The organism is Streptomyces sp. NPDC003036 (assembly GCF_040611175.1).
Taxonomy (GTDB): domain Bacteria; phylum Actinomycetota; class Actinomycetes; order Streptomycetales; family Streptomycetaceae; genus Streptomyces.
Genome location: NZ_JBEXNO010000004.1, coordinates 168,454 through 188,457 on the forward strand (window position 1 = coordinate 168,454; position 20,004 = coordinate 188,457).

Below are 20,004 nucleotides of genomic sequence, written 5' to 3' on the forward strand. Positions count from 1 at the left end.
GCATGGACTACACACCCCTTGCCGCCGAACTCGTCGCCGAAGAGGAATTCCCCGGAATCGACCTCTACGCCCATGACGCCTGGCTGGTGCGCGACGGCGCGATCTGGCTCGTGGCAGAAGCCGATGACGAGATCGTCGTGGGACGTGTCGACGAGGACCCGGCCCGCGTCTTCGTCGAGCGGCGCCGCTGGCCGGTTCCCCGCCCGGGGCGGGGCCGTGGTTTCGCCTCCCCGCTGCCGGACGGCGGTCTCGCGGTGAGCGGCAGCGACGCCATCACGGTGTACGAGGCGAGCGGACGGGTGCGCTGGACGTACGAGCACCGGCCCTGGGCGGATCAGCGCACCGCCTCCGCCGCCTGCACCGCTGATGCGTCAGGGCACCGGCTCATCGCCACCGTGGCCGGTCCCATGGAGGCCGGAGAGCCCTACGGCGGTGATCTGTGTGTGGCCCTGGACCTGTCCGACGGCCGGCGGCTGAGGGAGACCGTGCTGCCGTCGGCCTCGGCGGGCTACGTCTTCCAGCAGTCCCTCACCGATCCGGGACACCTCCTCCTGAACGCGGCGCAGGGGGACACGTTCTTCTCTCTTGTGGTCACCTCCACACAGGACGATCTGCGCGCGCAGCCGCTGGGCCTGGACGACGAACTGTTCGCCGGAGTCGGCATGAACGGGGCCGTTCTCAAGCTCGACGTGGGCGGGGCATGGCTCAGTCGGTACGAAGCGGGCCAGGCCGACGTCAGCGTCGATGCCGAGGACGTTCTTCCCGAGGATCTGATCTTCGTCGGTTACCGTCCCGGTTTCCTCGACAAGGACCGCGTCCTGGTGGCCGTCGCCGAGGAACAGGATTCCGACGAGAACAGGCACCTGGTGCTGGACGGCCGCACCCTGCAGCCGGTCGCCGAACTGAATTACCCCGGCACGGACTGCTTCGACCCGCTGGCGCTGGGCGATGGCACGTGGCTGACGGTGGAGGGCGATACCGTCCGGCGCTGGCGTACCGGCGCCTGAACTCCTCGCGAGCGTCACGGCTGTCGTCAGATACGTCATGAAGGGGGCGACACGGATGGACATCGAACTTCTGCCGCACGTCGGAGCGGGGCCGTTCCGGCTCGGTATGCCAGTCGGAGAGGCGCGGCAGGCGGCACAGGATGTCGGCCATCTCACGCCCCGCGGGGAGGGGAAGGCCGAGCCGGGACAGATCGTCTTCACGCACGAGGAATCCGGGTTCGATCTCGTGCTCGGATTCACCAAAGGGCTCCGGAGTCACGTAGAACTATGGCGGTTCCGCGACGAGGACGCTGACGTGCGCGTCACGCTGGAGGCCATCGACGTTTTCCGCACACCGCATGAGGAGTTGCAGCAGCGCCTCGTGGACCGGGGACACCCGGTGGAGGAGAACGACCTCGGCTTCGACGCCGTGCCCGACCTCGACATCATCTTCGCCAACGAAAGCAGCTACGAATACCCCACCGACGAGGAGGGCGACCCCCTCTATTACGACTACGTCCTGGTTGCGGACGGCACTCGCGCCCGATGATCCCGTACGGGACCGGCCGAGCGCCGCCCTTCCGTAGCCGCCGCACCGAAGGCCGCCCGGCCGTGGCGATGGGGCCTACCCGCAGCAGTCCGGTTCCAGGCCGCGCGGCAGGCGTTCGCCGCCGAAGACGGCGGTCGTCGCCTCGTCGCCGCCCAGGGCGGCCACCGCGAGCAGCAGGGAGCCCGCCGTCCAGGTGGTGAGTTCCTCCGGCCAGACCGCGCGCTCGCCCTCGAAGACGTACCCCGTCCAGTACATGCCGCCCTCGGCCCGCAGGTGGCCGATGGACTGGAGGATCTCCAGGGCCCGGTCGGACTCGCCGATCGCCCAGAGGGCGAGGGCCAGTTCGCAGCTCTCGCCGCCCGTGACCCAGGGGTTCGGCACGACGCAGCGCACACCGAGGCCGGGGACCACGAAGGCGTCCCAGCCGTTCTCGATGCGCTCCTTGGCGGCCGGGCCCGTGACGGCGCCGCCGAGCACGGGGTAGTACCAGTCCATGGAGTAGCGGCTCTTGTCGAGGAACCGCTCCGGGTGGCTGCGGATGGCGTGGCCCAGCGCGCCCGCCGCGAGCTCCCAGTCGGGCTGCGGCTCCTCGCGCTCCTCGGCGATGGCCAGGGCGCAGCGCAGCGCCTGGTGGATGGAGGAGGACCCGGTCAGCAGCGCGTCGGTGACGGGCGTGCCGTCCGCCTCGCGCTTCCAGCCGATCTGGCCGCCGGGCTGCTGGAGGCGCAGCACGAACTCGACCGCCGCGTAGACGGTCGGCCACATGCGGTCGAGGAAGGTGTCGTCGCCGGTGGCGAGGTAGTGGTGCCAGACGCCGACGGCGATGTACGCGACGAAGTTGGACTCGCGGCTCGCGTCGGTGACCTGGGTGTGGTCGCCGTCGTGGTACGCGGCGTACCAGGAACCGTCGTCGTTCTGGTGCCGGGCGAGCCACGCGTAGGCCTGGGCGGCGGCGGCGTGTTCGCCGGCCGCGTCCAGGGCCATGGCCGCCTCGGTGTGGTCCCAGGGGTCGAGGTGGTGGCCGCGGAACCACGGGATGGCGCCGTCCTCGCGCTGGGCGGCGAGGATCCCGGCGACGGTCTCGGCGGCCTGCTCGGCGGTGAGGACGCCGGGCAGGACGAGGTGTTCGGCGACCCTTTCCGGTGAGGTCACTTGGCGTCCGCCGCCGGGAGGTGGGGCTTGGTCGCGTACGCCACGAAGCTCTTGCCGAGGATGGGGTTGAGCGCCTGCTCGGCGAGGCGGGTGGCCAGCGGCTTCTTCATGATGTCCCAGACCAGCAGCTTGTGGTACGCGCGGACGGGCAGCGCCTTGTCGTTGTCGACGCCGAACGCGCACTTCAGCCACCAGTACGGCGAGTGCAGCGCGTGCGCGTGGTGGGTGCCGTACGGCCTGAGCCCGGCCTCGCGGATCTTGGCGAGCAGCTCGTCGGCCTTGTAGATGCGGATGTGGCCGCCCTCGACCTCGTGGTACTCGTCCGAGAGCGCCCAGCAGACCTTCTCGGGGCCGTAGCGGGGGACGGTGACGGCGATGCGGCCGCCGGGCTTGAGCACGCGGACCATCTCGGCGAGCACGCCCTTGTCGTCGGGGATGTGCTCCATCACCTCGGAGATGATGACGACGTCGAAGGACTCGTCGGGGAAGGGCAGGTTGAGGGCGTCGCCCTCCATGGCGGTGGCGGTGGCCCCGGCGGGCGCCTCGCCGGCCTCTTTCATCGCCGCGAACCACTTGGCGACCTCGCGGATCTCGTCGCCGTTCTGGTCGAGGGCCACGACCCGCGCCCCGCGCCGGTAGCACTCGAACGCATGCCGCCCCGCCCCGCAGCCCAGGTCGAGCACGCGGTCGCCGGGGGCGAGCGGGAAGCGGGTGAAGTCGACGGTCAGCACGGGGACGGCCTGCTTTCACGGAAGTGAGGGGAAGGTGTACGGGAGGACTGCGAAGTCATCGGCGGGCTCCGCGCGCGGCGATCGCCTCGCGGTACAGCTCCGCCGTGCCCTGGGCGGCGCGGGCCCAGGTGAAGCGGTCCAGGACCCGCGCCCGGCCCGCCGCGCCGAGGCGGGTGCGCAGCGCGTCGTCGCCGAGGAGCCGGCCGAGGGCGGCGGCGAGCGCGCCCGCGTCGCCGGGCGGCACGGCCAGGCAGGTCTCGCCGTCGGGGCCCGCGACCTCGGGGATGGCCCCGCCCGTGGTGGCGACCAGCGGGGTGCCGGTGGCCATGGCCTCGGCGGCGGGCAGCGAGAAGCCCTCGTACAGGGAGGGCACGCACGCCACCTGGGCGCCCCGGTAGAGGTCGACGAGCTCGGCGTCGGTGACGCCCTTGACGAAGCGCACCGCGCCGTCGAGGCCGTACCGCTCGATGGCCCGCGCGACGGGGCCGTCCTCGGCGCGCTTGCCGACGACGACGAGGTGGGCGTCCGGCTGCTCGGTACGGAGCTTGGCGAGCGCCTCCACGAGGTGGACCAGGCCCTTGAGGGGGACGTCCGCGCTGGAGGTGGTGACGATCCGGCCCGCGACCTCGGGGACGGACGGGTCGGGCGACCACAGGTCGGTGTCGGCGCCGATGTGCACGACCCGGATGCGGTCCTCGCGCACGCCGAGGTGCTCCACGATCTCGTCGCGCGAGGAGCCGGAGACGGTGAGGACGGCGGGGAGGCGGCGGGCGACGCGCTTCTGCATGCGTGTGAAGGCGTACCAGCGGCGCACGGAGGCCCGGCGCTTCCAGTCCTGTGCGGCGTCCAGCTCCAGCTGCCGGTCCACCGTGATGGGGTGGTGGATGGTGGTGACGAGGGGCGCGCCGAGGTCGCCGAGGAGGCCGTAGCCGAGGGTCTGGTTGTCGTGGACGACGTCGAAGTCGCCGCGGCGGGCGGCGAGGTGCCGGCGGGCGCGCAGCGAGAAGGTGAGCGGCTCGGGGAAGCCCCCGGTCCACATGGTGGCGACTTCGAGGGCGTCGATCCAGTCGCGGTACTCGTCGCGCTTCGGCGTACGGAAGGGGTCGGGCTGCCGGTACAGGTCGAGGCTCGGCAGCTCGGTGAGGGTCAGACCGGTCAGGTCGTCGCCCTCGTCGAGGACGGGGTAAGGCTGGGAGCCGATCACCTCGACGGTGTGCCCGAGGCGGGCGAGCTCCCGCGAGAGGTGCCGTACGTAGACGCCCTGGCCGCCGCAGAAGGGGTTCCCCTTGTACGTGAGGAGGGCGATCCGGAGCGGACCGTCGCCGTCGCCGTCGGCGCGCGGGGCGGTCCCGTCGAGGGCACCGGCGCGGGGACCTGCCTCTATGGCCTCAGCGGTCACTCGGGCCCCCTTCTGGCTGCGTTTCGCCGGAGCGTAACCGCTCGCGCTGATCTAGAACAAGTTACAAGTGCATCGCTGCGGGAGCCTCGAATCTACCCGCAGGTAGCGCCGCCGTAAGAGCCGGAACAGGTGATTCGCGCCACGGCGCGAAGCCCGGCCATACTGACGCGCACCACCCTCACGAAACGGGGCCACGGGGACACATGACAGCGGAAGACAGACGACCGGCGTCGACGCCGCCGGCCGAGCGCCGGGCGCCGCTGACCCAGCGCCAGGAGGCGCGCCGCCGCCGGATCCTGCAGGCCAGCACGCAGCTGGCCAGCCGGGGCGGCTTCGACGCCGTTCAGATGCGCGAGGTCGCCGAGGCCGCCGGGGTCGCGCTGGGCACGCTGTACCGCTACTTCCCGTCCAAGATCCATCTGCTGGTCGCCACCATGCAGGACCAGCTGGAGCACCTGCACGCGACCCTGCGCAAGCGCCCGCCGGCCGGCGAGACCCCGTCCGCGCGGGTCGCCGAGACCCTGCTGCGCGCCTTCCGGGCCCTGCAGCGCGAGCCGCAGCTCGCGGACGCGATGGTGCGGGCGCTGACGTTCGCGGACCGGGGCGTGAACCGCGAGGTGGACACGGTCTCGCGGCAGACGACCGCGATCATCCTGGACGCGACGGGCCTGGAGCGCCCGACCCCGGAGCAGCTCTCGGCGGTGCGGGTCATCGCGCATACCTGGCACTCGGCCCTGATCACCTGGCTGGCGGGGCGGGCGTCGATCGCGCAGGTGAGGCTGGACATCGAGACGGCGTGCCGCCTGATCGACGTGACCTCACCCGACGCGGGCTGACAAGGCCGCCTGGCCGGGCGGCTGACCGGGCGGGGGCTCCTACTGGCCCGTCTCCTTGCCCTTCTCCAGGTCCTCCGCGAAGAGCTTCGCGCACACCGGCCCGTTGTCCACGGCCACGAAGGAGACCGACACGAAGGCCTTCTGCTGGCCGTGGTAGCTCGCCTTGAGGGTCCAGCCGCTCTTGTCGAGCGACGTGACGACCGAGCCCTGCTGCTCGAACTTCTGCGACTCCTTCCAGCCACCCGTGGTGAGGGCCGTCACCGTGGCGTCGTAGGACCCCTTGGAGTCGGTGGCCTTCTTGGCGTCCGGGCTCCAGTCGACCATGCAGGCCTTGAGGGCCGCGGGGACCATGTCGTCGCCGGCCTTCTTGGCGAAGCCCGCCGCCGTCGCCGCGGTCTCGATCTCCTTGGTCACCGCCGCCGCGTCGAGGCTGCCGCCACTGTCGCCGCTGCCGGCGCTGCTGCCGCTCGCGCCGACCTTGCCCGCGTCCGTCTTCTTGCCGCCCTCGCCGCCGCAGCCCGCGACCAGCAGCACCGCACTGGTGGCCGCGGCCACGGCCACCCACTTCGCCTTGCGCACAAATCTCCCTATGAAGCGTGCACGTGGGCCCGATCGCCCCCGTGATCAAGAAGGCAGTCTCGCAGACGAGCCGTCCCCGTCCCCGTCCCCGCCCCTGTCCCCGTCACCGTCCCGCAGGTAGCTCGCCCGGCCGTCGTCGTCCACGTCGAAGGAGCCCTCCGGGATGACGCAGAACTCGTTCCCCTCCGGATCGGCCATGACGAGGAAGCCGCCGTCCGCGTACGCGTCGAGCCGCCGGCCGCCCAGCGCCTCGATGCGCTCCCGCTCGGCGGCCGGGTCCGGTGAGGCGATGTCGAAGTGGATGCGGTTCTTGCCCGTCTTCGGTCCGTCGACACGCTGGAAGCCCATGCCGGGTCCGTCGCCCCGGTCGAGCCAGACGTACGGGCCGGTCCTGGCCACGATCGGTCGGCCCAGGAGCCGGGACCAGAAGGAGGCGAGCCGTTCGGGGTCGCGGCAGTCGACGACGAGGTCCTTGATCTTCGGGCGCGTGTCCGTCATCCCCCGATGCTCGCAGACGGGCACCCCGGTAAAGTGGGCGCGTCGTCATCACGCCCGTACGGGGGGAAGCCGGTGCGAATCCGGCGCTGACCCGCAGCCGTGAACCGCCGTCACCGGCGGTGAGCCGGATTGCCCCGTACGCGTACGTGTTCGGCTCGTGCCACCGGGAGCGACCGCCCCGATGGCCGGCACCGTCGAGGAATGCGGAGCCGGAGCCTGGTGCCCTTCCGTGTGCGCCGGTCCCCCGCCCCGCCCGTCCCGGACCAGACCGCGCAGGAGAGGCCACCCCGCCATGACCACCGTTCGCCGCCGCAGCATCGCCGCAGCGCTCGCCGCCACCGCCGTGCTGTGCGGGGGTGGTGCCGGGGCTGTCGCCGTGGCCCCCGCCGCGCAGGCGGCGCCGTCGCCGTCGCCGTCCGCCCCCGCTCTGCCCGCCGGGCTGTACGGCACGAAGGACCCGACCTACGACGGCGTCTGGCGGCAGTCCTTCGCCTTCCTGGCCCAGGAGACGAGCGGCGTCGAGCCGGCCGACCAGGCCGTGGACTGGCTGCTGCGGCAGCAGTGCGACAACGGCGGCTTCGCCGCGTACCGCCCGGAGCCCGGCAAGCCCTGCGACGCCTCGACCACGCTGGACACCAACGCCACCGCCGCCGCCGTGCAGGCGCTCGCCGGACTCGACAAGCCGGAGGCGGCGGACGGCGGCACCGACCCGGTCACCAAGGCCATGCGGGCGGGCGTCCACTGGCTGAAGGGCGTACAGAACAAGGACGGCGGCTGGAGCTACAACCCGGGCGGGGCCAGTGACGCCAACTCCACCTCGATCGTCATCGGCGCCCTCGCCGCGGCGGGCGAGAAGCCCGGCGCCGTGAAGTCGGCGGACGGCAGGAGCCCGTACGACGCGCTGATCGGCTTCGCGATCCCGTGCTCCGCCAAGGACGCGGGTGCGGGCGCCTTCGCCTACCAGCCCGACCGGAACGGCACGCTCGTCGCCAACGCCGACGCCACCGCCGCCGCCGTGCTCGCCGGGCTCGGCAAGCAGGCCCGGACGCGGGGCGCCGAGCCGGGCCAGCCGCCGACCTGCGAGGCCTCGGCCAAGCCGACCGCCGAGCGGGTCGCCCGCAACGGCGCCGCCTACCTCGCCACCGCCCTCGCCAAGACCGGGCACCTGGACCTGCCGCCGATGCCGGGCGCCGAGACCACCGCGCCCGCCCCCGACTTCGGCAACACCGCGGACGCGGTCGTCGCCCTCGGCGCCGCCGGGCACGGCGACAAGGCCGCCGGCGCGGTGACGTGGCTGAAGAAGAACGGTCCCGCCTGGGCCGCCGAGAACGGCCCCGCCGCCTGGGCGCAGCTGATACTCGCCGCGCACACGGTCGGCGCCGACACCCGCGACTTCGGCGGTGTCGACCTCGTGCAGCGGCTCAACGCCACCGGGCCGAAGCCGGATTCGACCGTCGAGACGCGGGCCGAGCAGGAGCACGAGAACAAGGAGTCGGGCGAGAACACCGGCTTCGGCGTCTGGCTCGTCGTCGGCGTCTTCCTCTTCGCCGGTATGGGCATCGGCTTCCTGATCAGCGGCCGCAACAAGAACCGGCAGCTGTGATGCGCACCGTCGCACGGCTGTTGCTCGCGGTCGTGGCGCTGAGCCTCGCCGCCGCTCCCGCCCACGCGGCCGACTACCGCTACTGGTCGTTCTGGCGGAGCGGCCCGGGCGCCGGCTGGTCGTTCGCGACCGAGGGACCGGCCACCGCCCGGCCCGTCGACGGCGAGGTGAACGGCTTCCGCTTCGCGGTGAGCTCCGACTCCGCGACCTCCGCGACCCCGCGCCACGCGCCCGACTTCGCCGCCGTCTGCGGTGACACGCCCCGCGAGGAGGGCACCAAGCGGGTCGCCGTCGTCGTCGACTTCGGCACGGCGGCGGACGCACCGGAGGGCTCCCGTCCGCCGTCCCCCGACCAGCGGGCGGTGTGCGCGCGGGTGCCCGAGGACGCGACGAGCGCGGAGGCGCTGGCGGCGGTCGCCAAGCCGCTGCGGTACAGCGGCGACGGGCTGCTGTGCGCGATCTCCGGGTATCCGAGGACGGGCTGCGGCGAGCAGGTCGCACCGGACCGGACGGCGCGCGGGGACGTGACCGCGTCCGCCCGCCCGAAGCCGGAAGCGAAGCAGCAGGACGAGGCGGAGGACGGCGGGCCCTCCCTCGGGCTGGTCGCCGGGGCCGCCGCCGTGCTGGCGCTGGGCGCCGCCGCCGTCGTACAGGCCCGCCGCCGGCGCCGGTGAGGCGTCGCCGATGACGCTCCGCGCACCCGAGGCGCACCGGAGCAACGCGCTGCACGCCGGGGCCTGGTGGCTGTGGGCCCTGGGCCTGGCCACCGCCGCCTCGCGCACCACCAACCCGCTGCTGCTGGGCCTGCTCGTCGGCGTGGCCGGCTATGTGGTGGCGGCCCGCCGCACCGACGCGCCGTGGGCCCGCTCGTACGGCGCCTTCGTCAAGCTCGGCCTGGGCGTGCTGGCCATCCGCCTGCTCTTCTCGGTGCTGCTCGGCTCGCCGATCCCGGGGACGCACGTGCTGCTCACGCTGCCCGAGGTGCCGCTGCCCGACTGGGCGCGGGGCATCCGCGTCGGCGGCCGGGTGACGGCCGAGCAGCTCGTCTTCGCGCTGTACGACGGGGCCAGGCTCGCCACACTGCTCATCTGCGTGGGCGCGGCGAACGCGCTCGCCAACCCCTCCCGGCTGCTGAAGTCGCTGCCGGGCGCGCTGTACGAGGCGGGGGTCGCGGTGGTCGTCGCGATGACGTTCGCGCCGAACATGGTCGCCGACGTGGCCCGGCTGCGCACGGCGCGGCGGCTGCGCGGGCGGCCGACGGGCGGGGTGAAGGCGCTGCTCCAGATCGGGCTGCCGGTCCTGGAGGGCGCGTTGGAGCGATCGGTCGCCGTCGCGGCGTCGATGGACGCGCGGGGGTACGGCCGTACGGCGCGGGTGCCGCGCGCGGTGCGCCGCGTGACGGCGGTGCTGACGCTGGGCGGGCTGCTGGGCGTGTGCGTCGGCATGTACGGCTTGCTCACCGCCGAAGGCGACACGTACGGCGTGCCGTTCGTCGCCGCCGGTCTGCCGGCGGCGCTCGTGGGTCTGCGCCTGGGGGGCCGGCGCTCGGTACGGACCCGGTACCGGCCCGACCGGTGGGGGGTGCGCGCCTGGCTGGTGGCCGGTTCGGGCGCCGCGGTCGGCGGTCTGCTGGCCGTGTGGGACGAGACGGTCCTGCGCCCCGGGGTCGTCCCGCTCGTTGCGCCGGAGCTGCCGGTGTGGCCGGCGCTGGTCGTCCTGCTGGGCCTGCTGCCCGCTTTCGTAGCCCCCCTTCCCAAGAGGATGTCGTGATGCGCTCGTGATCCGCTTCGAGAACGTCTCCGTGACGTACGACGGCGCCCCGGACGCCACCCTGCGGGACGTGGACCTCACCGTCCCCGAGGGCGAACTGGTGCTGCTGGTGGGCCCGTCCGGTGTCGGCAAGTCGACGCTGCTGAACGCCGTGTCCGGGCTCGTGCCGCACTTCACGGGCGGCACCCTGCGCGGCCGGGTCACCGTCGACGGCCGCGACACGCGCACGCACCGGCCGCGCGAACTGGCCGACGTCGTCGGCACGGTGGGCCAGGACCCGCTGGCGCACTTCGTCACCGACACGGTCGAGGACGAGCTCGCGTACGGCATGGAGTCGCTGGGCCTGCCGCCCGCCGTGATGCGCCGCCGCGTGGAGGAGACGCTCGACCTGCTGGGCCTGGCGGAGCTGCGGGACCGCCCGATCGCCACGCTGTCGGGCGGGCAGCGCCAGCGCGTCGCGATCGGGTCCGTGCTCACCCCGCACCCCCGGGTGCTGGTGCTCGACGAGCCGACGTCGGCGCTGGACCCGGCGGCCGCGGAGGAGGTCCTCGCGGTCCTGCAGCGCCTCGTGCACGACCTGGGCACGACGGTGCTGATGGCCGAGCACCGGCTGGAGCGGGTGGTGCAGTACGCCGACCGGGTGGCGCTGCTGCGGGCGCCGGGCGAGCCGGTGCTCCTCGGCCCTCCGGCGGAGGTGATGGCGGTGTCGCCGGTCCATCCGCCGGTGGTCTCGCTGGCGCGGGTGGCGGGCTGGTCGCCGCTGCCGCTGTCGGTACGGGACGCCCGGCGCCGCGCGGCGGACCTGCGGGAGCGGCTGGCGGGCGCGGAGCCCCGGGCCGCGGAGTCCCGGGCCGGGGAGGCGCCGGCCGGGGCCTCTGCCGCCCGGACCCCGGTCGGTGCCGGTGCCGGCGCCTCGCGGAACTCTCGCTTCCGGTGGGGGCGGCGCCGTGCCCCGGAGGCACCCGCCGAGTCGGCGGCGGCCGGGCTCGCCGCCGCCGAGGGCCTGCGGGTGCGGCGCGGCCAGGCGGAGGTGCTGCGGGGCGTGGACCTGGTCGTGCGGGGCGGCGAGACCGTGGCGCTGATGGGGCGCAACGGCGCCGGGAAGTCCACGCTCCTCGGGGCGCTCGTCGGGATGGTGGAGCCGTCGGGCGGCCGGGTGCTCGTGGGCGGGCGCGTACCGCACCGCACGGCGCCGCGCGAGCTGGTCCGGCAGGCCGGGCTCGTACCGCAGGAGCCGCGCGACCTGCTGTACGCCGACACCGTCGCCGCCGAGTGCGCCGCCGCGGACGCCGACGCGGGCGCGGCGCCCGGGGCGTGCCGGGCCCTGGTGGCGGAGCTGCTGCCGGACGTGGGCGACGACACGCATCCGCGCGACCTCTCCGAGGGGCAGCGGCTCGCGCTCGCGCTGGCCGTCGTCCTCACCGGGCGGCCGCCGCTGCTGCTGCTCGACGAGCCGACCCGGGGCCTCGACTACGCGGCCAAGGCGCGGCTGGTCACCATCCTGCGCGGGCTGGCCGCCGACGGCCACGGCATCGTGCTCGCCACCCACGACGTGGAGCTCGCCGCCGAGCTGGCGCACCGCGTGGTGATCCTCGCGGACGGCGAGGTCGTCGCGGACGGCCCGGCGGCCGAGGTGGTGACGTCGTCGCCGGCCTTCGCGCCGCAGGTCTCCAAGATCCTGGCCCCGCAGAAGTGGCTGACGGTCGCGCAGGTGGAGGCGGCGCTGTGAGCCCCCGCCCGCAGCGCGCGCTGCGCCTCGGGGTCCGTTCCGCCGCCGCGCTCGCGCTGATCACCGTCATCGGCGTGATCGCCCTGGGCTGGCCGCTGCTCGCGGACGGCGCCTCGGGCCTGGCGACCCGCGCCGACGACGCGCCGTGGCTCTTCGCCGCGCTGCTCCCGCTGCTGATGGCGGTCGTCGTGGCGACGATCGCGGACCAGGGCATGGACGCCAAGGCGGTGGCGATGCTCGGCGTGCTGGCCGCCGTGGGGGCGGCGCTGCGCCCGCTGGGCGCGGGGACGGCGGGGCTGGAGCCCATGTTCTTCCTGATGGTGCTGAGCGGCCGGGTCCTCGGCCCGGGCTTCGGCTTCGTCCTGGGCGCGGTGACGATCTTCGCGTCCGCGCTGCTCACGGGCGGGGTGGGCCCGTGGATGCCGTTCCAGATGCTGTCGATGGGCTGGTTCGCGATGGGCGCCGGACTGCTGCCGGGCCCGGACCGGCTGCGCGGCCGGGGCGAGCTGGCGCTGCTCGCCGGGTACGGGGCGCTGGCGTCGTACGCGTACGGCCTGGTCATGAATCTGCAGGGCTGGGTCGTCCTCCAGGGCATGCACAGCGGGATCTCCTTCCACGCCGGTGACCCGCTGCACGAGAACCTGGTCCGGTTCCTCGCCTACTACGTGGCGACCTCGCTCGGCTGGGACCTGGGGCGGGCCGTGCTCACCGTCGTCCTGACGGTCACCATCGGATCGACGGTCCTGAAGGCCCTGCGGCGCGCGACCCGGCGGGCGAACTTCGAGGCGCAGGTCACATTCGAAGGCCCCTGAAGGCCCCGAAAGCGGCAGAAAAGGGACCTTGCCGGGTGAGGTGCCCCATAGGACCCAGATCACTTACGACGGGCGATAGTGGACGGATCCGGGGGGTCGGCCGGTGCGCTTTTCCCCGTGGCGACGTGCGCGGCGGCTCCGCGCGCCGACCGGGAGCCCGGCCCCCGTGTCCGGTGCCGCCTAGTACAAGGGGGCGTTGCACCGGCCCCGCCCCGGCTGCTTCTCTGGTGGACGTCGCCGGGCGCCGCTCGCATCGCAGCGGGTCGCAGCGCCCAGGCATCCCACTCCCCCGCCCTTCCGGCGCGGTACCGGTGTGCCCGGGCGACGCCCCCGTCCCCGACGTTAGGTCCCTTACGTGTTCCGCTCGATCGCCAGCCGTTTTTCCGCCCGCAAGAAGTCCGTCGCCGCCGGTGCAGCCGTGCTGCTGGGCGCGACCGGCGCGGTGCTGGGTACGACTGCTCCGGCTTCGGCCGCCTCCGCGCAGGACATCGCCAAGAAGATGGTCCCGGCGGGCCAGTACCAGTGCTTCAGCAAGATCGTGGAGCACGAGTCCGGCTGGAACCCGTCCGCCACGAACGCCTCCTCCGGCGCGTACGGCCTGGTCCAGGCGCTCCCGGGCTCGAAGATGGCGTCCGCCGGCGCGGACTGGAAGACGAACCCGGCCACCCAGATCGAGTGGGGCCTGGACTACATGAACGACCGCTACGGCAGCCCGTGCGGCGCCTGGAACTTCTGGCAGGCCAACCACTGGTACTAAGAACCAGCAGGTTCGGACAGGCCCCGGTGCACCCGCACCGGGGCCTTCCCGTGTGTACGTTCGGCCCCATGACACACGATCAGACACAGGACCCGCAGGTCCGTTGGAACGCTGTGGCCGACTACCTCACGGACATGCTGGCGCCGCCGGACGAGGCCCTGTCCGCCGCCCTCGCCGCCAGTGACGCGGCGGGCCTCCCCGCCATCGCCGTCACCCCGGCCGACGGCAAGCTCCTGCACCTGCTGGCCCGTACGCAGGGCGCGCGGACCATCCTGGAGATCGGCACGCTCGGCGGCTACAGCGCCATCTGGCTGGCCCGCGCGCTGCCGGCCGACGGCCGGCTGATCACGCTGGAGTACAACCCCGCCCACGCCGACGTCGCCCGGGCGAACCTCGCGCACGCCGGGCTCGACGCCGTCGCCGAGGTGCGTACGGGCGCGGCCCTGGACACCCTGCCGGTCCTGGCCGAGGAGGGCGCGGGCCCCTTCGACCTCGTCTTCATCGACGCGGACAAGCAGAACAACGCGCGGTACGTGGAGTGGGCGCTGCGGCTCACCCGGCCGGGCAGCCTCATCGTCGTCGACAACGCCGTGCGCGGCGGCGCGATCCTCGACGAGACCAGCACCGACCCGGCCGTGCGCGGCACCCGCGAGATGTACGACCTCGTCGCCCGCGACCCGCGCCTGGACGCCACGGCGGTGCAGACCGTGGGCCGCAAGGGCTACGACGGCATGCTGCTGGCCAGGGTGGTGGCCTGATCATGACGATCACGGCCCTGTGGACCATGGAGCCCGAGCGGTACGACACCGCCGACGCCACCGCGCTGCGGCGCGACTACTACGACGAGGTCGCGAGCCGCTACTGGCGCAGGCGCGCCACCGCCGCCGAGATCGACGAGGGACTCGCGGGCGACGGTGTGGAGCTGCTCACGCCGCCCACGGGCCGGTTCGTGGTCGGCCGCGTGGCCGGCGAGCCGGCGGCCTGCGGCGGTGTGCTCATGCTGGACGCCGAGCGCGCCGAGCTGACCCGGGTCTTCATACGGCCCGCCTTCCGGGGCACCGGCGGCGCGGGCCTGCTGCTCGGCGCGCTGGAGTCCGCCGCGCGCGAGCTGGGGGCCTCGCGCATGGTCCTCAACACCCGCCTGGACCTGGTCGAGGCCCGGGCGCTGTACACGCGCAACGGCTACCGCGAGATCCCGGCGTACTGCGAGGGCCCGTACATGGAGATCTGGTACGGCAAGGAGCTCGGCTGAGTCCCGTGGAGCTCCGCTGACGGCGAAACCGCACGGGTGTGCGGGGTCGCGGTGCTTGGGTGACGGGATGGAGATCCTGATACTGGGCGGAACGGCGTGGCTGGGGCAGGAGGTGTCGCGCCAGGCGATCGCGCGCGGTCACCGGGTGACGTGCCTCGCCCGCGGCGAGAGCGGCAAGGCGGTGGACGGGGCGGAGCTGGTCGCCGCCGACCGGCGCGATCCGTCGGCGTACGCGGCGCTGCCGGACCACGAGTGGGACGCGGTGGTCGAGGTGTCGTGGCAGCCTGCCTTCGTCCGGGCGGCGCTCGACGCGCTGGGCGGACGGGCCCGGCACTGGGCCTACGTCTCCTCCATCAGCGCCTACGCCTCCCATGCCGAGCCGGGCGCGGACGAGTCCGCCGCACTCCTCCCCCCGACGGACCTCGGCGAGGTCGACCGGGCGCTGTACGGGGAGGCGAAGGTCGCCTGCGAGCAGGCGTCGAGGGCCGCCGTGGGCGACCGCCTGCTCGTCGCACGCGCCGGGCTCATCGGCGGCCCCGGCGACCACACCGGGCGCACCGGCTACTGGGCCGCCCGCGCCGCCCGCGACCCGCGCGGGCCGATGCTGGTGCCCGACGCGCCCGGCCTGCCGACCCAGGCGGTGGACGTACGGGACCTCGCCGCCTGGCTGCTCGACGCGGCGGAGAGCGGGCGCACGGGGACGTACGACGCCGTCGGCCCGGTCGTTCCGTTCGCCGAGTGGATCGAGCTGTCCCGTGCCCTCGGCGGGCACACCGGCCCGGTCGTCACCGCCGACTCGGCGTGGCTGCTGGAGCAGGGCGTGGAGGAGTACATGGGCGAGGAGTCGCTGCCGATGTGGCTGGTGGACCCGGACTGGCGCGGCTGGTCGGCCCGGAGCGGCTCGGCGGCGCGTGCCGCCGGGCTCCGTCACCGCCCCCGGGCGGAGCTGCTCGCCGACACGCTGAGCTGGGAGCGCGAGCAGGGCCTGGACCGGGCCAGACGTGCGGGCCTCAGCGCGGCGCGGGAGCGCGAGCTGCTGGCGGCGCTGGGCGCGGGGGACGCGAGGGACGGCAGCCCGGGCGCGGGTAACGCCAGGGACGGCAGCCCGGGCGCGGGTAACGCCAGGGACGGCAGCCCGGGCGCGGGTAACGCCAGGGACGGCGGCCTGGGCTGAGGGGCCCGGGCCCCTCAGCCGCCCTGCGCCCGCGGCGCCGCGTGGTTGCGGCGCGGCTCCGGGGAGCGCGGGCGCTCGCTAGTGGAGCCGCACAGCTCGGACGTCAGCTGCTCGACCAGCTGCACCAGGTCCGTGGGCCGCTCCGGGCCCCACCAGTCGCCGAGGAGCTCCGCGAGGGACTCCTCGCGGGCGCGGGCCAGGCGGGCGGCGACGTCCACGCCCTCGTCGGTGAGGATCAACTGGAGGCCCTCGCGGCGCACCAGGCGCCGTTCCTCGAGCTGACGGGCGGCCTCGGTGATGGCCCTGATCGGTACGGGCGTGGTGTCGGCGAGCCGCGCGGGCTCGACGGTGCCGTGCCGCCGGACCCGCAGCAGCAGCCAGCTCGCCGCGGGCAGCAGGTCCAGGCCCGCGCGGGCGGTGATCTTCTCGTAGACCGCCTTGCGGCCCTCGCGGGAGCCGAGCACCGACAGGGCGCGGGCGCACTCCTCGTACGAGGACCGGGTCACCGGGTTGGAGGCGAGGGTCTCGCTCGCGTCGGGTGCGGTGACCGAGCCGCGCAGCCGGTCCTCCTTCAGCAGCCAGGCGACGAGGAAGGCGAGGAGCACGACGGGGGACGCGTACAGGAAGACGTCCGTGATGGACGTGGAGTAGGCGTCCAGGACGTCGGTGCGCAGCGCGGGCGGCAGTTCGGCGATGGCGCGCGGGTCGGCGGCGAGCTGGTCGGGTCCGGCGCCGGGCGGCAGCTCCTGCCCGGCGAGCGCGTCGCTCAGCTTGCCGGTGAGGCGGTTGGTGAAGACCGTGCCGAAGATGGCCACGCCGAAGGAGGCGCCGATGGAGCGGAAGAAGGTGGCTCCGGAGGTGGCGACACCGAGGTCCTCGTACCCGACGGCGTTCTGCACCACCAGCACCAGGACCTGCATGACCAGGCCGAGCCCGGCGCCGAAGACGAAGAAGTACAGACTCATCTCGCCCTCGGAGCTGTCCCGCTCCAACTGGTGCAGCAGGAGCAACCCGAGGGCGGTGACGGCCGTGCCGGCGACGGGGAAGACCTTCCAGCGGCCGGTGCGGCTGACGAGCTGGCCGGAGAGCGTGGAGGTGAGCAGCATGCCGAAGACCATCGGCAGCATGTGCACGCCCGACATGGTCGGCGACACGCCCTGCACGACCTGGAGGAACGTCGGCAGGTAGGTCATCGCGCCGAACATCGCGAAGCCGACGATGAAGCTGATGACCGAGACGAGCGTGAAGGTGCGGATCCGGAACAGCTTCAGCGGCAGCACCGGCTCCGCGGCCCGCTTCTCGACCCGCAGGAACCACAGGAGCAGCACCGCGCCGAGCACGGCGAGGCCGATGATCTGCGGCGAGCCCCACGCCCAGGTGGTGCCGCCGAGCGAGGCCACGAGCACCAGGCAGGTGGCGACGGAGGCGATGAGGAAGGTGCCGAGGTAGTCGATGGTGTGGCGGGTGGGGCGCGCCGGGATGTGGAGGACGGCGGCGATGACGAAGAGCGCGACGATGCCGACGGGGATGTTGATGTAGAACACCCACCGCCAGGACAGGTGCTGCGTGAACAGCCCGCCGAGGAGCGGCCCGAGGACGCTGGTCGCGCCGAAGACGGCTCCGAAGAGGCCCTGGTAGCGGCCGCGTTCGCGCGGCGAGACGATGTCGCCGACGATCGCCATGGACAGCACCATCAGACCGCCGCCGCCCAGGCCCTGGACGGCGCGGAAGAGGATCAGCTGCGGCATGTTCTGCGCGATGCCGCACAGGGCCGAGCCGATGAGGAAGAGGACGATCGCGGACTGGAAGAGCTTCTTCCGGCCGTACTGGTCGCCGAGCTTGCCCCACAGGGGCGTCGCCGCCGTGGAAGCCAGCATGTAGGCGGTGACGACCCAGGAGAGGTGCTCCATGCCGCCGAGTTCGCTGACGATCGTCGGCAGGGCCGTGGAGACGATGGTCTGATCGAGCGCGGCCAGCAGCATGCCGAGCAGCAGGGCACCGATCGCGACCAGGACGGTGCGGTGGCTGAGCCCCTCCCCCGGGGCGGGGCCGGGGCTGGTGGCCGGGGTGCTCACTTCCTGTGCCATCGACATCGTCTCCCTCGTGTACGCCGCGTCCGTCCGGTCAGCGGGGCCAACCGGCCGGCCGAGTCAGTCGGGTCCGTCGCGTACCCCCTCTTTTCTCTCCCATCCTGGGCGTTCTGGCCCGTTATGGCCTGCCGAGCGGGACGCGGCCGGATTCCGGCGGCCGGAAGTGGCTGCATAATCGCTGGCAGTTTCAAGGGGAGGGGACCCACGTTGACGGGACAGGTGTGTCCTGAGTGCGGTGCGGCGACGGTGACGGCGCGGAGCGAGAGCTGCGGTTGCGCCGCCGACGGTTTCGAGCTGCGCATAGGCCCGTACGTGAACCTCGACGCCGCCGCACCCGTGGCGACGACGATGCCGCTGCACACGGCAGCGCAGGCGCCGTACGCGGAGCCTGGCGCTCCGGTGTCCTACGCATCCCTGACGTACGGACCGGAACCGGAGCCGGAACCGGAAGCAGCGTACGAACCGGCGTACGAACCGGAGCTCGGGCCGCGCCGCTCCCGCGCCCGTGAACGGGAGCGGGAACGCGAGCGGCGCCGGAGTCCCCAAGCGGCCTTCGGTGCGGCGGCGGCCGTGGTGGCGGTGGCGTGCGTGGCGGCGCTCGCCAGCGGCCTGTTCGAGGGGGACGACGAGTCCGACCGCGTCCTGCCCGACCTGGACGTGAGCGCGCCGGCGTGGCCCAGCGCCCTGCCGCACGGGCCGTCCGCCGACCCGTCCGTCTCCGCCCTCCGGTCCGGCTCCGCGTCGGGTACGGCCTCGGCGTCACCGTCCGCCTCCGCGTCCCTGTCGGCGTCCGCCTCCGCCTCCGCCTCCGCGTCCGCGTCCGCCCGTACGCCCTCGGGGGCGTCCTCCGCCACGGCCCCGGGTGCGTCGGGCCCGGGCGGCGGCACGCGCCCCTCGGCGACCCGCACCAACGGCCCGGCCCCGGCCCAGCCGGATCCGGAACCCGAACCGGAGCCCGAGGAGGCGCCGACCCTCCGCCGCGGCGACCGGGGCCCGGAGGTCAGCGAGCTCCAGTACCGGCTGCGCCAGGCCGGCCTGTACGACGGCCCCATGAACGGCCGCTACAACGAGGCCGTGGAGGAGGGCGTGTACCGCTACCAGTGGGCCCGGGACATCGACGAGGACGAGTGGGGCGTGTACGGCCCGGCGACCCGGGAGGCCCTGGAATCGGAGACCACCGGCCGCTGAGACGCGGATCCGCGCCCGTCCGCACCCCTCCCCCGCGCTCTTCCGCGCCCGTCCGCACCCCTCCCCCGCGCTCTTCCGCGCCCGTCGCCCGCGCCCGTCCGCGCCCAGGGTGGCGCTGGGCCACCTCCTTTTGTATCGTGGAGGAACAAAGTGGTCCCGCCCGTACTCCCTGACCGGCGGGCGGGCCACTTCGTACCCCACCCCCACTCTCGCGGAGCCCCTCCATGACGACGCCCGCCGCCACCTCCCTGACCGCACGGGCCCTCCTGCTCGACATGGACGGCACCCTCGTCAACAGCGACGCCGTCGTGGAGCGCTGCTGGCGCCGCTGGGCGATCCGGCACGGGCTGGACCCCGAGGAGGCGCTGAAGGTGGTCCACGGCCGCCAGGGCTACGCGACCATGGCCGTCCTGCTGCCCGACCGGCCCATGGAGCAGAACCACGCCGACAACCGCGCCATGCTCGCCGAGGAGACCGCGGACCTCGACGGCGTCGTGCCCATCGGCGGCGCCCCCGCCTTCATGGACGCCATCGCCGCGCTCCCGCACGCCCTGGTCACCTCCGCCGACGAGAAGCTCGCCCGGGCCCGGATGGGGGCGGCCGGGCTGCGCATGCCGGAGACACGCGTGACCGCCGAGTGCGTGGGCGCGAGCAAGCCGGACCCGGAGGGCTTCCTCAAGGGCGCCGCCGAGCTGGGCTTCGACCCGGCCGACTGCGTGGTGTTCGAGGACTCCGAGGCGGGCATCGCGGCGGGCCGGGCCGCCGGGATGCGCGTGGTGGGCGTGGGGCCGCGCGCGGGCGCCTTCGCCCCCGACGTCCTCGTGCCGGACCTGTCATCCATACGCGTGGAGGCGGACGGCACCGACGGCACCATCCGCCTCCACATCACGGGGTAGCC

At 74.0% G+C, this 20,004-nt stretch carries 20 protein-coding genes and 1 riboswitch; of the genes, 14 read left to right on the forward strand and 6 right to left on the reverse strand.

What is annotated here, in order from left to right:
• Positions 1–2 precede the first annotated feature (2 nt).
• Both ABZX67_RS04875 and ABZX67_RS04880 read left to right on the forward strand, forming a co-directional pair.
• Positions 3–1,007, forward strand: a complete 1,005-nt coding sequence (locus tag ABZX67_RS04875; protein ID WP_355354569.1) for a hypothetical protein — start codon at positions 3–5, stop codon at positions 1,005–1,007.
• Between the two features lie 55 nt (positions 1,008–1,062).
• A complete protein-coding gene (locus ABZX67_RS04880; RefSeq protein WP_355354572.1) occupies positions 1,063–1,536 on the forward strand; it encodes a hypothetical protein in 474 nt (157 codons plus the stop codon).
• 75 nt (positions 1,537–1,611) lie between these two features.
• On the opposite strand, the gene ABZX67_RS04885 is transcribed toward ABZX67_RS04880, so the two are convergent.
• The 3 genes from ABZX67_RS04885 to ABZX67_RS04895 are packed head-to-tail and all read right to left on the reverse strand — an operon-like array spanning position 1,612 to position 4,818.
• Complete coding sequence (locus ABZX67_RS04885; RefSeq protein WP_355354575.1) at positions 1,612–2,688, reverse strand: prenyltransferase; 1,077 nt, start codon at positions 2,686–2,688, stop codon at positions 1,612–1,614.
• Positions 2,685–3,419: a class I SAM-dependent methyltransferase gene (locus tag ABZX67_RS04890; RefSeq protein WP_355354578.1), complete on the reverse strand. Its 735-nt coding sequence runs from the start codon at positions 3,417–3,419 to the stop codon at positions 2,685–2,687. The genes ABZX67_RS04885 and ABZX67_RS04890 overlap by 4 nt, the downstream gene beginning before the upstream one ends.
• A gap of 55 nt (positions 3,420–3,474) precedes the next feature.
• Entirely contained in the window at positions 3,475–4,818 is a 1,344-nt protein-coding gene (locus ABZX67_RS04895) for a glycosyltransferase family 4 protein (protein WP_355354581.1), read from the reverse strand.
• 203 nt (positions 4,819–5,021) lie between these two features.
• Here ABZX67_RS04895 and ABZX67_RS04900 point away from each other — a divergent pair, with 203 nt between their 5' ends.
• The gene (locus ABZX67_RS04900) at positions 5,022–5,654 is read left to right on the forward strand and encodes a TetR family transcriptional regulator (protein ID WP_355354584.1); all 633 of its coding nucleotides are present in this window, start codon (positions 5,022–5,024) and stop codon (positions 5,652–5,654) included.
• A gap of 39 nt (positions 5,655–5,693) precedes the next feature.
• Here the strand turns inward: ABZX67_RS04900 and ABZX67_RS04905 are convergent, their stop codons facing one another.
• Both ABZX67_RS04905 and ABZX67_RS04910 read right to left on the reverse strand, forming a co-directional pair.
• Positions 5,694–6,233, reverse strand: coding sequence for a hypothetical protein (locus tag ABZX67_RS04905; protein ID WP_355354587.1), 540 nt, complete (start codon positions 6,231–6,233; stop codon positions 5,694–5,696).
• A gap of 45 nt (positions 6,234–6,278) precedes the next feature.
• The gene (locus tag ABZX67_RS04910) at positions 6,279–6,731 is read right to left on the reverse strand and encodes a VOC family protein (RefSeq protein WP_355354590.1); all 453 of its coding nucleotides are present in this window, start codon (positions 6,729–6,731) and stop codon (positions 6,279–6,281) included.
• 62 nt (positions 6,732–6,793) lie between these two features.
• A riboswitch (cobalamin riboswitch) is annotated at positions 6,794–6,866 on the forward strand.
• Positions 6,867–7,023: 157 nt separating this feature from the next.
• Between ABZX67_RS04910 and ABZX67_RS04915 the strand changes: the two genes are divergently transcribed.
• From ABZX67_RS04915 to ABZX67_RS04955, 9 genes are all read left to right on the forward strand, one after another.
• Complete coding sequence (locus tag ABZX67_RS04915) at positions 7,024–8,334, forward strand: prenyltransferase/squalene oxidase repeat-containing protein (protein WP_355354593.1); 1,311 nt, start codon at positions 7,024–7,026, stop codon at positions 8,332–8,334.
• Positions 8,334–9,008: an SCO2322 family protein gene (locus ABZX67_RS04920; RefSeq protein ID WP_355354596.1), complete on the forward strand. Its 675-nt coding sequence runs from the start codon at positions 8,334–8,336 to the stop codon at positions 9,006–9,008. The genes ABZX67_RS04915 and ABZX67_RS04920 overlap by 1 nt, the downstream gene beginning before the upstream one ends.
• Positions 9,009–9,018: 10 nt before the next feature.
• On the forward strand, positions 9,019–10,104 hold the full coding sequence (locus ABZX67_RS04925; RefSeq protein ID WP_355354599.1) for an energy-coupling factor transporter transmembrane protein EcfT: 1,086 nt from the start codon (positions 9,019–9,021) through the stop codon (positions 10,102–10,104).
• Positions 10,105–10,111: 7 nt separating this feature from the next.
• Positions 10,112–11,833 (forward strand): ATP-binding cassette domain-containing protein, encoded by a 1,722-nt coding sequence (locus ABZX67_RS04930; RefSeq protein WP_355354602.1) that lies wholly within the window; start codon positions 10,112–10,114, stop codon positions 11,831–11,833.
• Positions 11,830–12,645 carry an ECF transporter S component gene (locus ABZX67_RS04935; RefSeq protein WP_355354605.1) on the forward strand — a complete coding sequence of 272 codons (816 nt, stop codon included), beginning with the start codon at positions 11,830–11,832 and terminating at the stop codon, positions 12,643–12,645. The genes ABZX67_RS04930 and ABZX67_RS04935 overlap by 4 nt, the downstream gene beginning before the upstream one ends.
• Before the next feature lie 355 nt (positions 12,646–13,000).
• Positions 13,001–13,402, forward strand: coding sequence for a transglycosylase SLT domain-containing protein (locus ABZX67_RS04940; RefSeq protein WP_355354608.1), 402 nt, complete (start codon positions 13,001–13,003; stop codon positions 13,400–13,402).
• 68 nt (positions 13,403–13,470) lie between these two features.
• Positions 13,471–14,160 carry an O-methyltransferase gene (locus ABZX67_RS04945; protein ID WP_355354611.1) on the forward strand — a complete coding sequence of 230 codons (690 nt, stop codon included), beginning with the start codon at positions 13,471–13,473 and terminating at the stop codon, positions 14,158–14,160.
• 2 nt (positions 14,161–14,162) lie between these two features.
• On the forward strand, positions 14,163–14,654 hold the full coding sequence (locus ABZX67_RS04950; RefSeq protein ID WP_355354614.1) for a GNAT family N-acetyltransferase: 492 nt from the start codon (positions 14,163–14,165) through the stop codon (positions 14,652–14,654).
• 67 nt (positions 14,655–14,721) lie between these two features.
• Complete coding sequence (locus tag ABZX67_RS04955; protein WP_355354617.1) at positions 14,722–15,828, forward strand: NAD-dependent epimerase/dehydratase family protein; 1,107 nt, start codon at positions 14,722–14,724, stop codon at positions 15,826–15,828.
• Positions 15,829–15,842: 14 nt separating this feature from the next.
• Here ABZX67_RS04955 and ABZX67_RS04960 read toward each other — a convergent pair whose 3' ends face one another.
• Positions 15,843–17,915 carry an MDR family MFS transporter gene (locus tag ABZX67_RS04960; protein WP_355354620.1) on the reverse strand — a complete coding sequence of 691 codons (2,073 nt, stop codon included), beginning with the start codon at positions 17,913–17,915 and terminating at the stop codon, positions 15,843–15,845.
• A gap of 249 nt (positions 17,916–18,164) precedes the next feature.
• Here ABZX67_RS04960 and ABZX67_RS04965 point away from each other — a divergent pair, with 249 nt between their 5' ends.
• Together ABZX67_RS04965 and ABZX67_RS04970 are read left to right on the forward strand one after the other, a co-directional pair.
• A complete protein-coding gene (locus tag ABZX67_RS04965; protein WP_355354623.1) occupies positions 18,165–19,106 on the forward strand; it encodes a peptidoglycan-binding domain-containing protein in 942 nt (313 codons plus the stop codon).
• A gap of 224 nt (positions 19,107–19,330) precedes the next feature.
• Positions 19,331–20,002: an HAD-IA family hydrolase gene (locus ABZX67_RS04970; protein ID WP_355354626.1), complete on the forward strand. Its 672-nt coding sequence runs from the start codon at positions 19,331–19,333 to the stop codon at positions 20,000–20,002.
• Positions 20,003–20,004 lie beyond the last annotated feature (2 nt).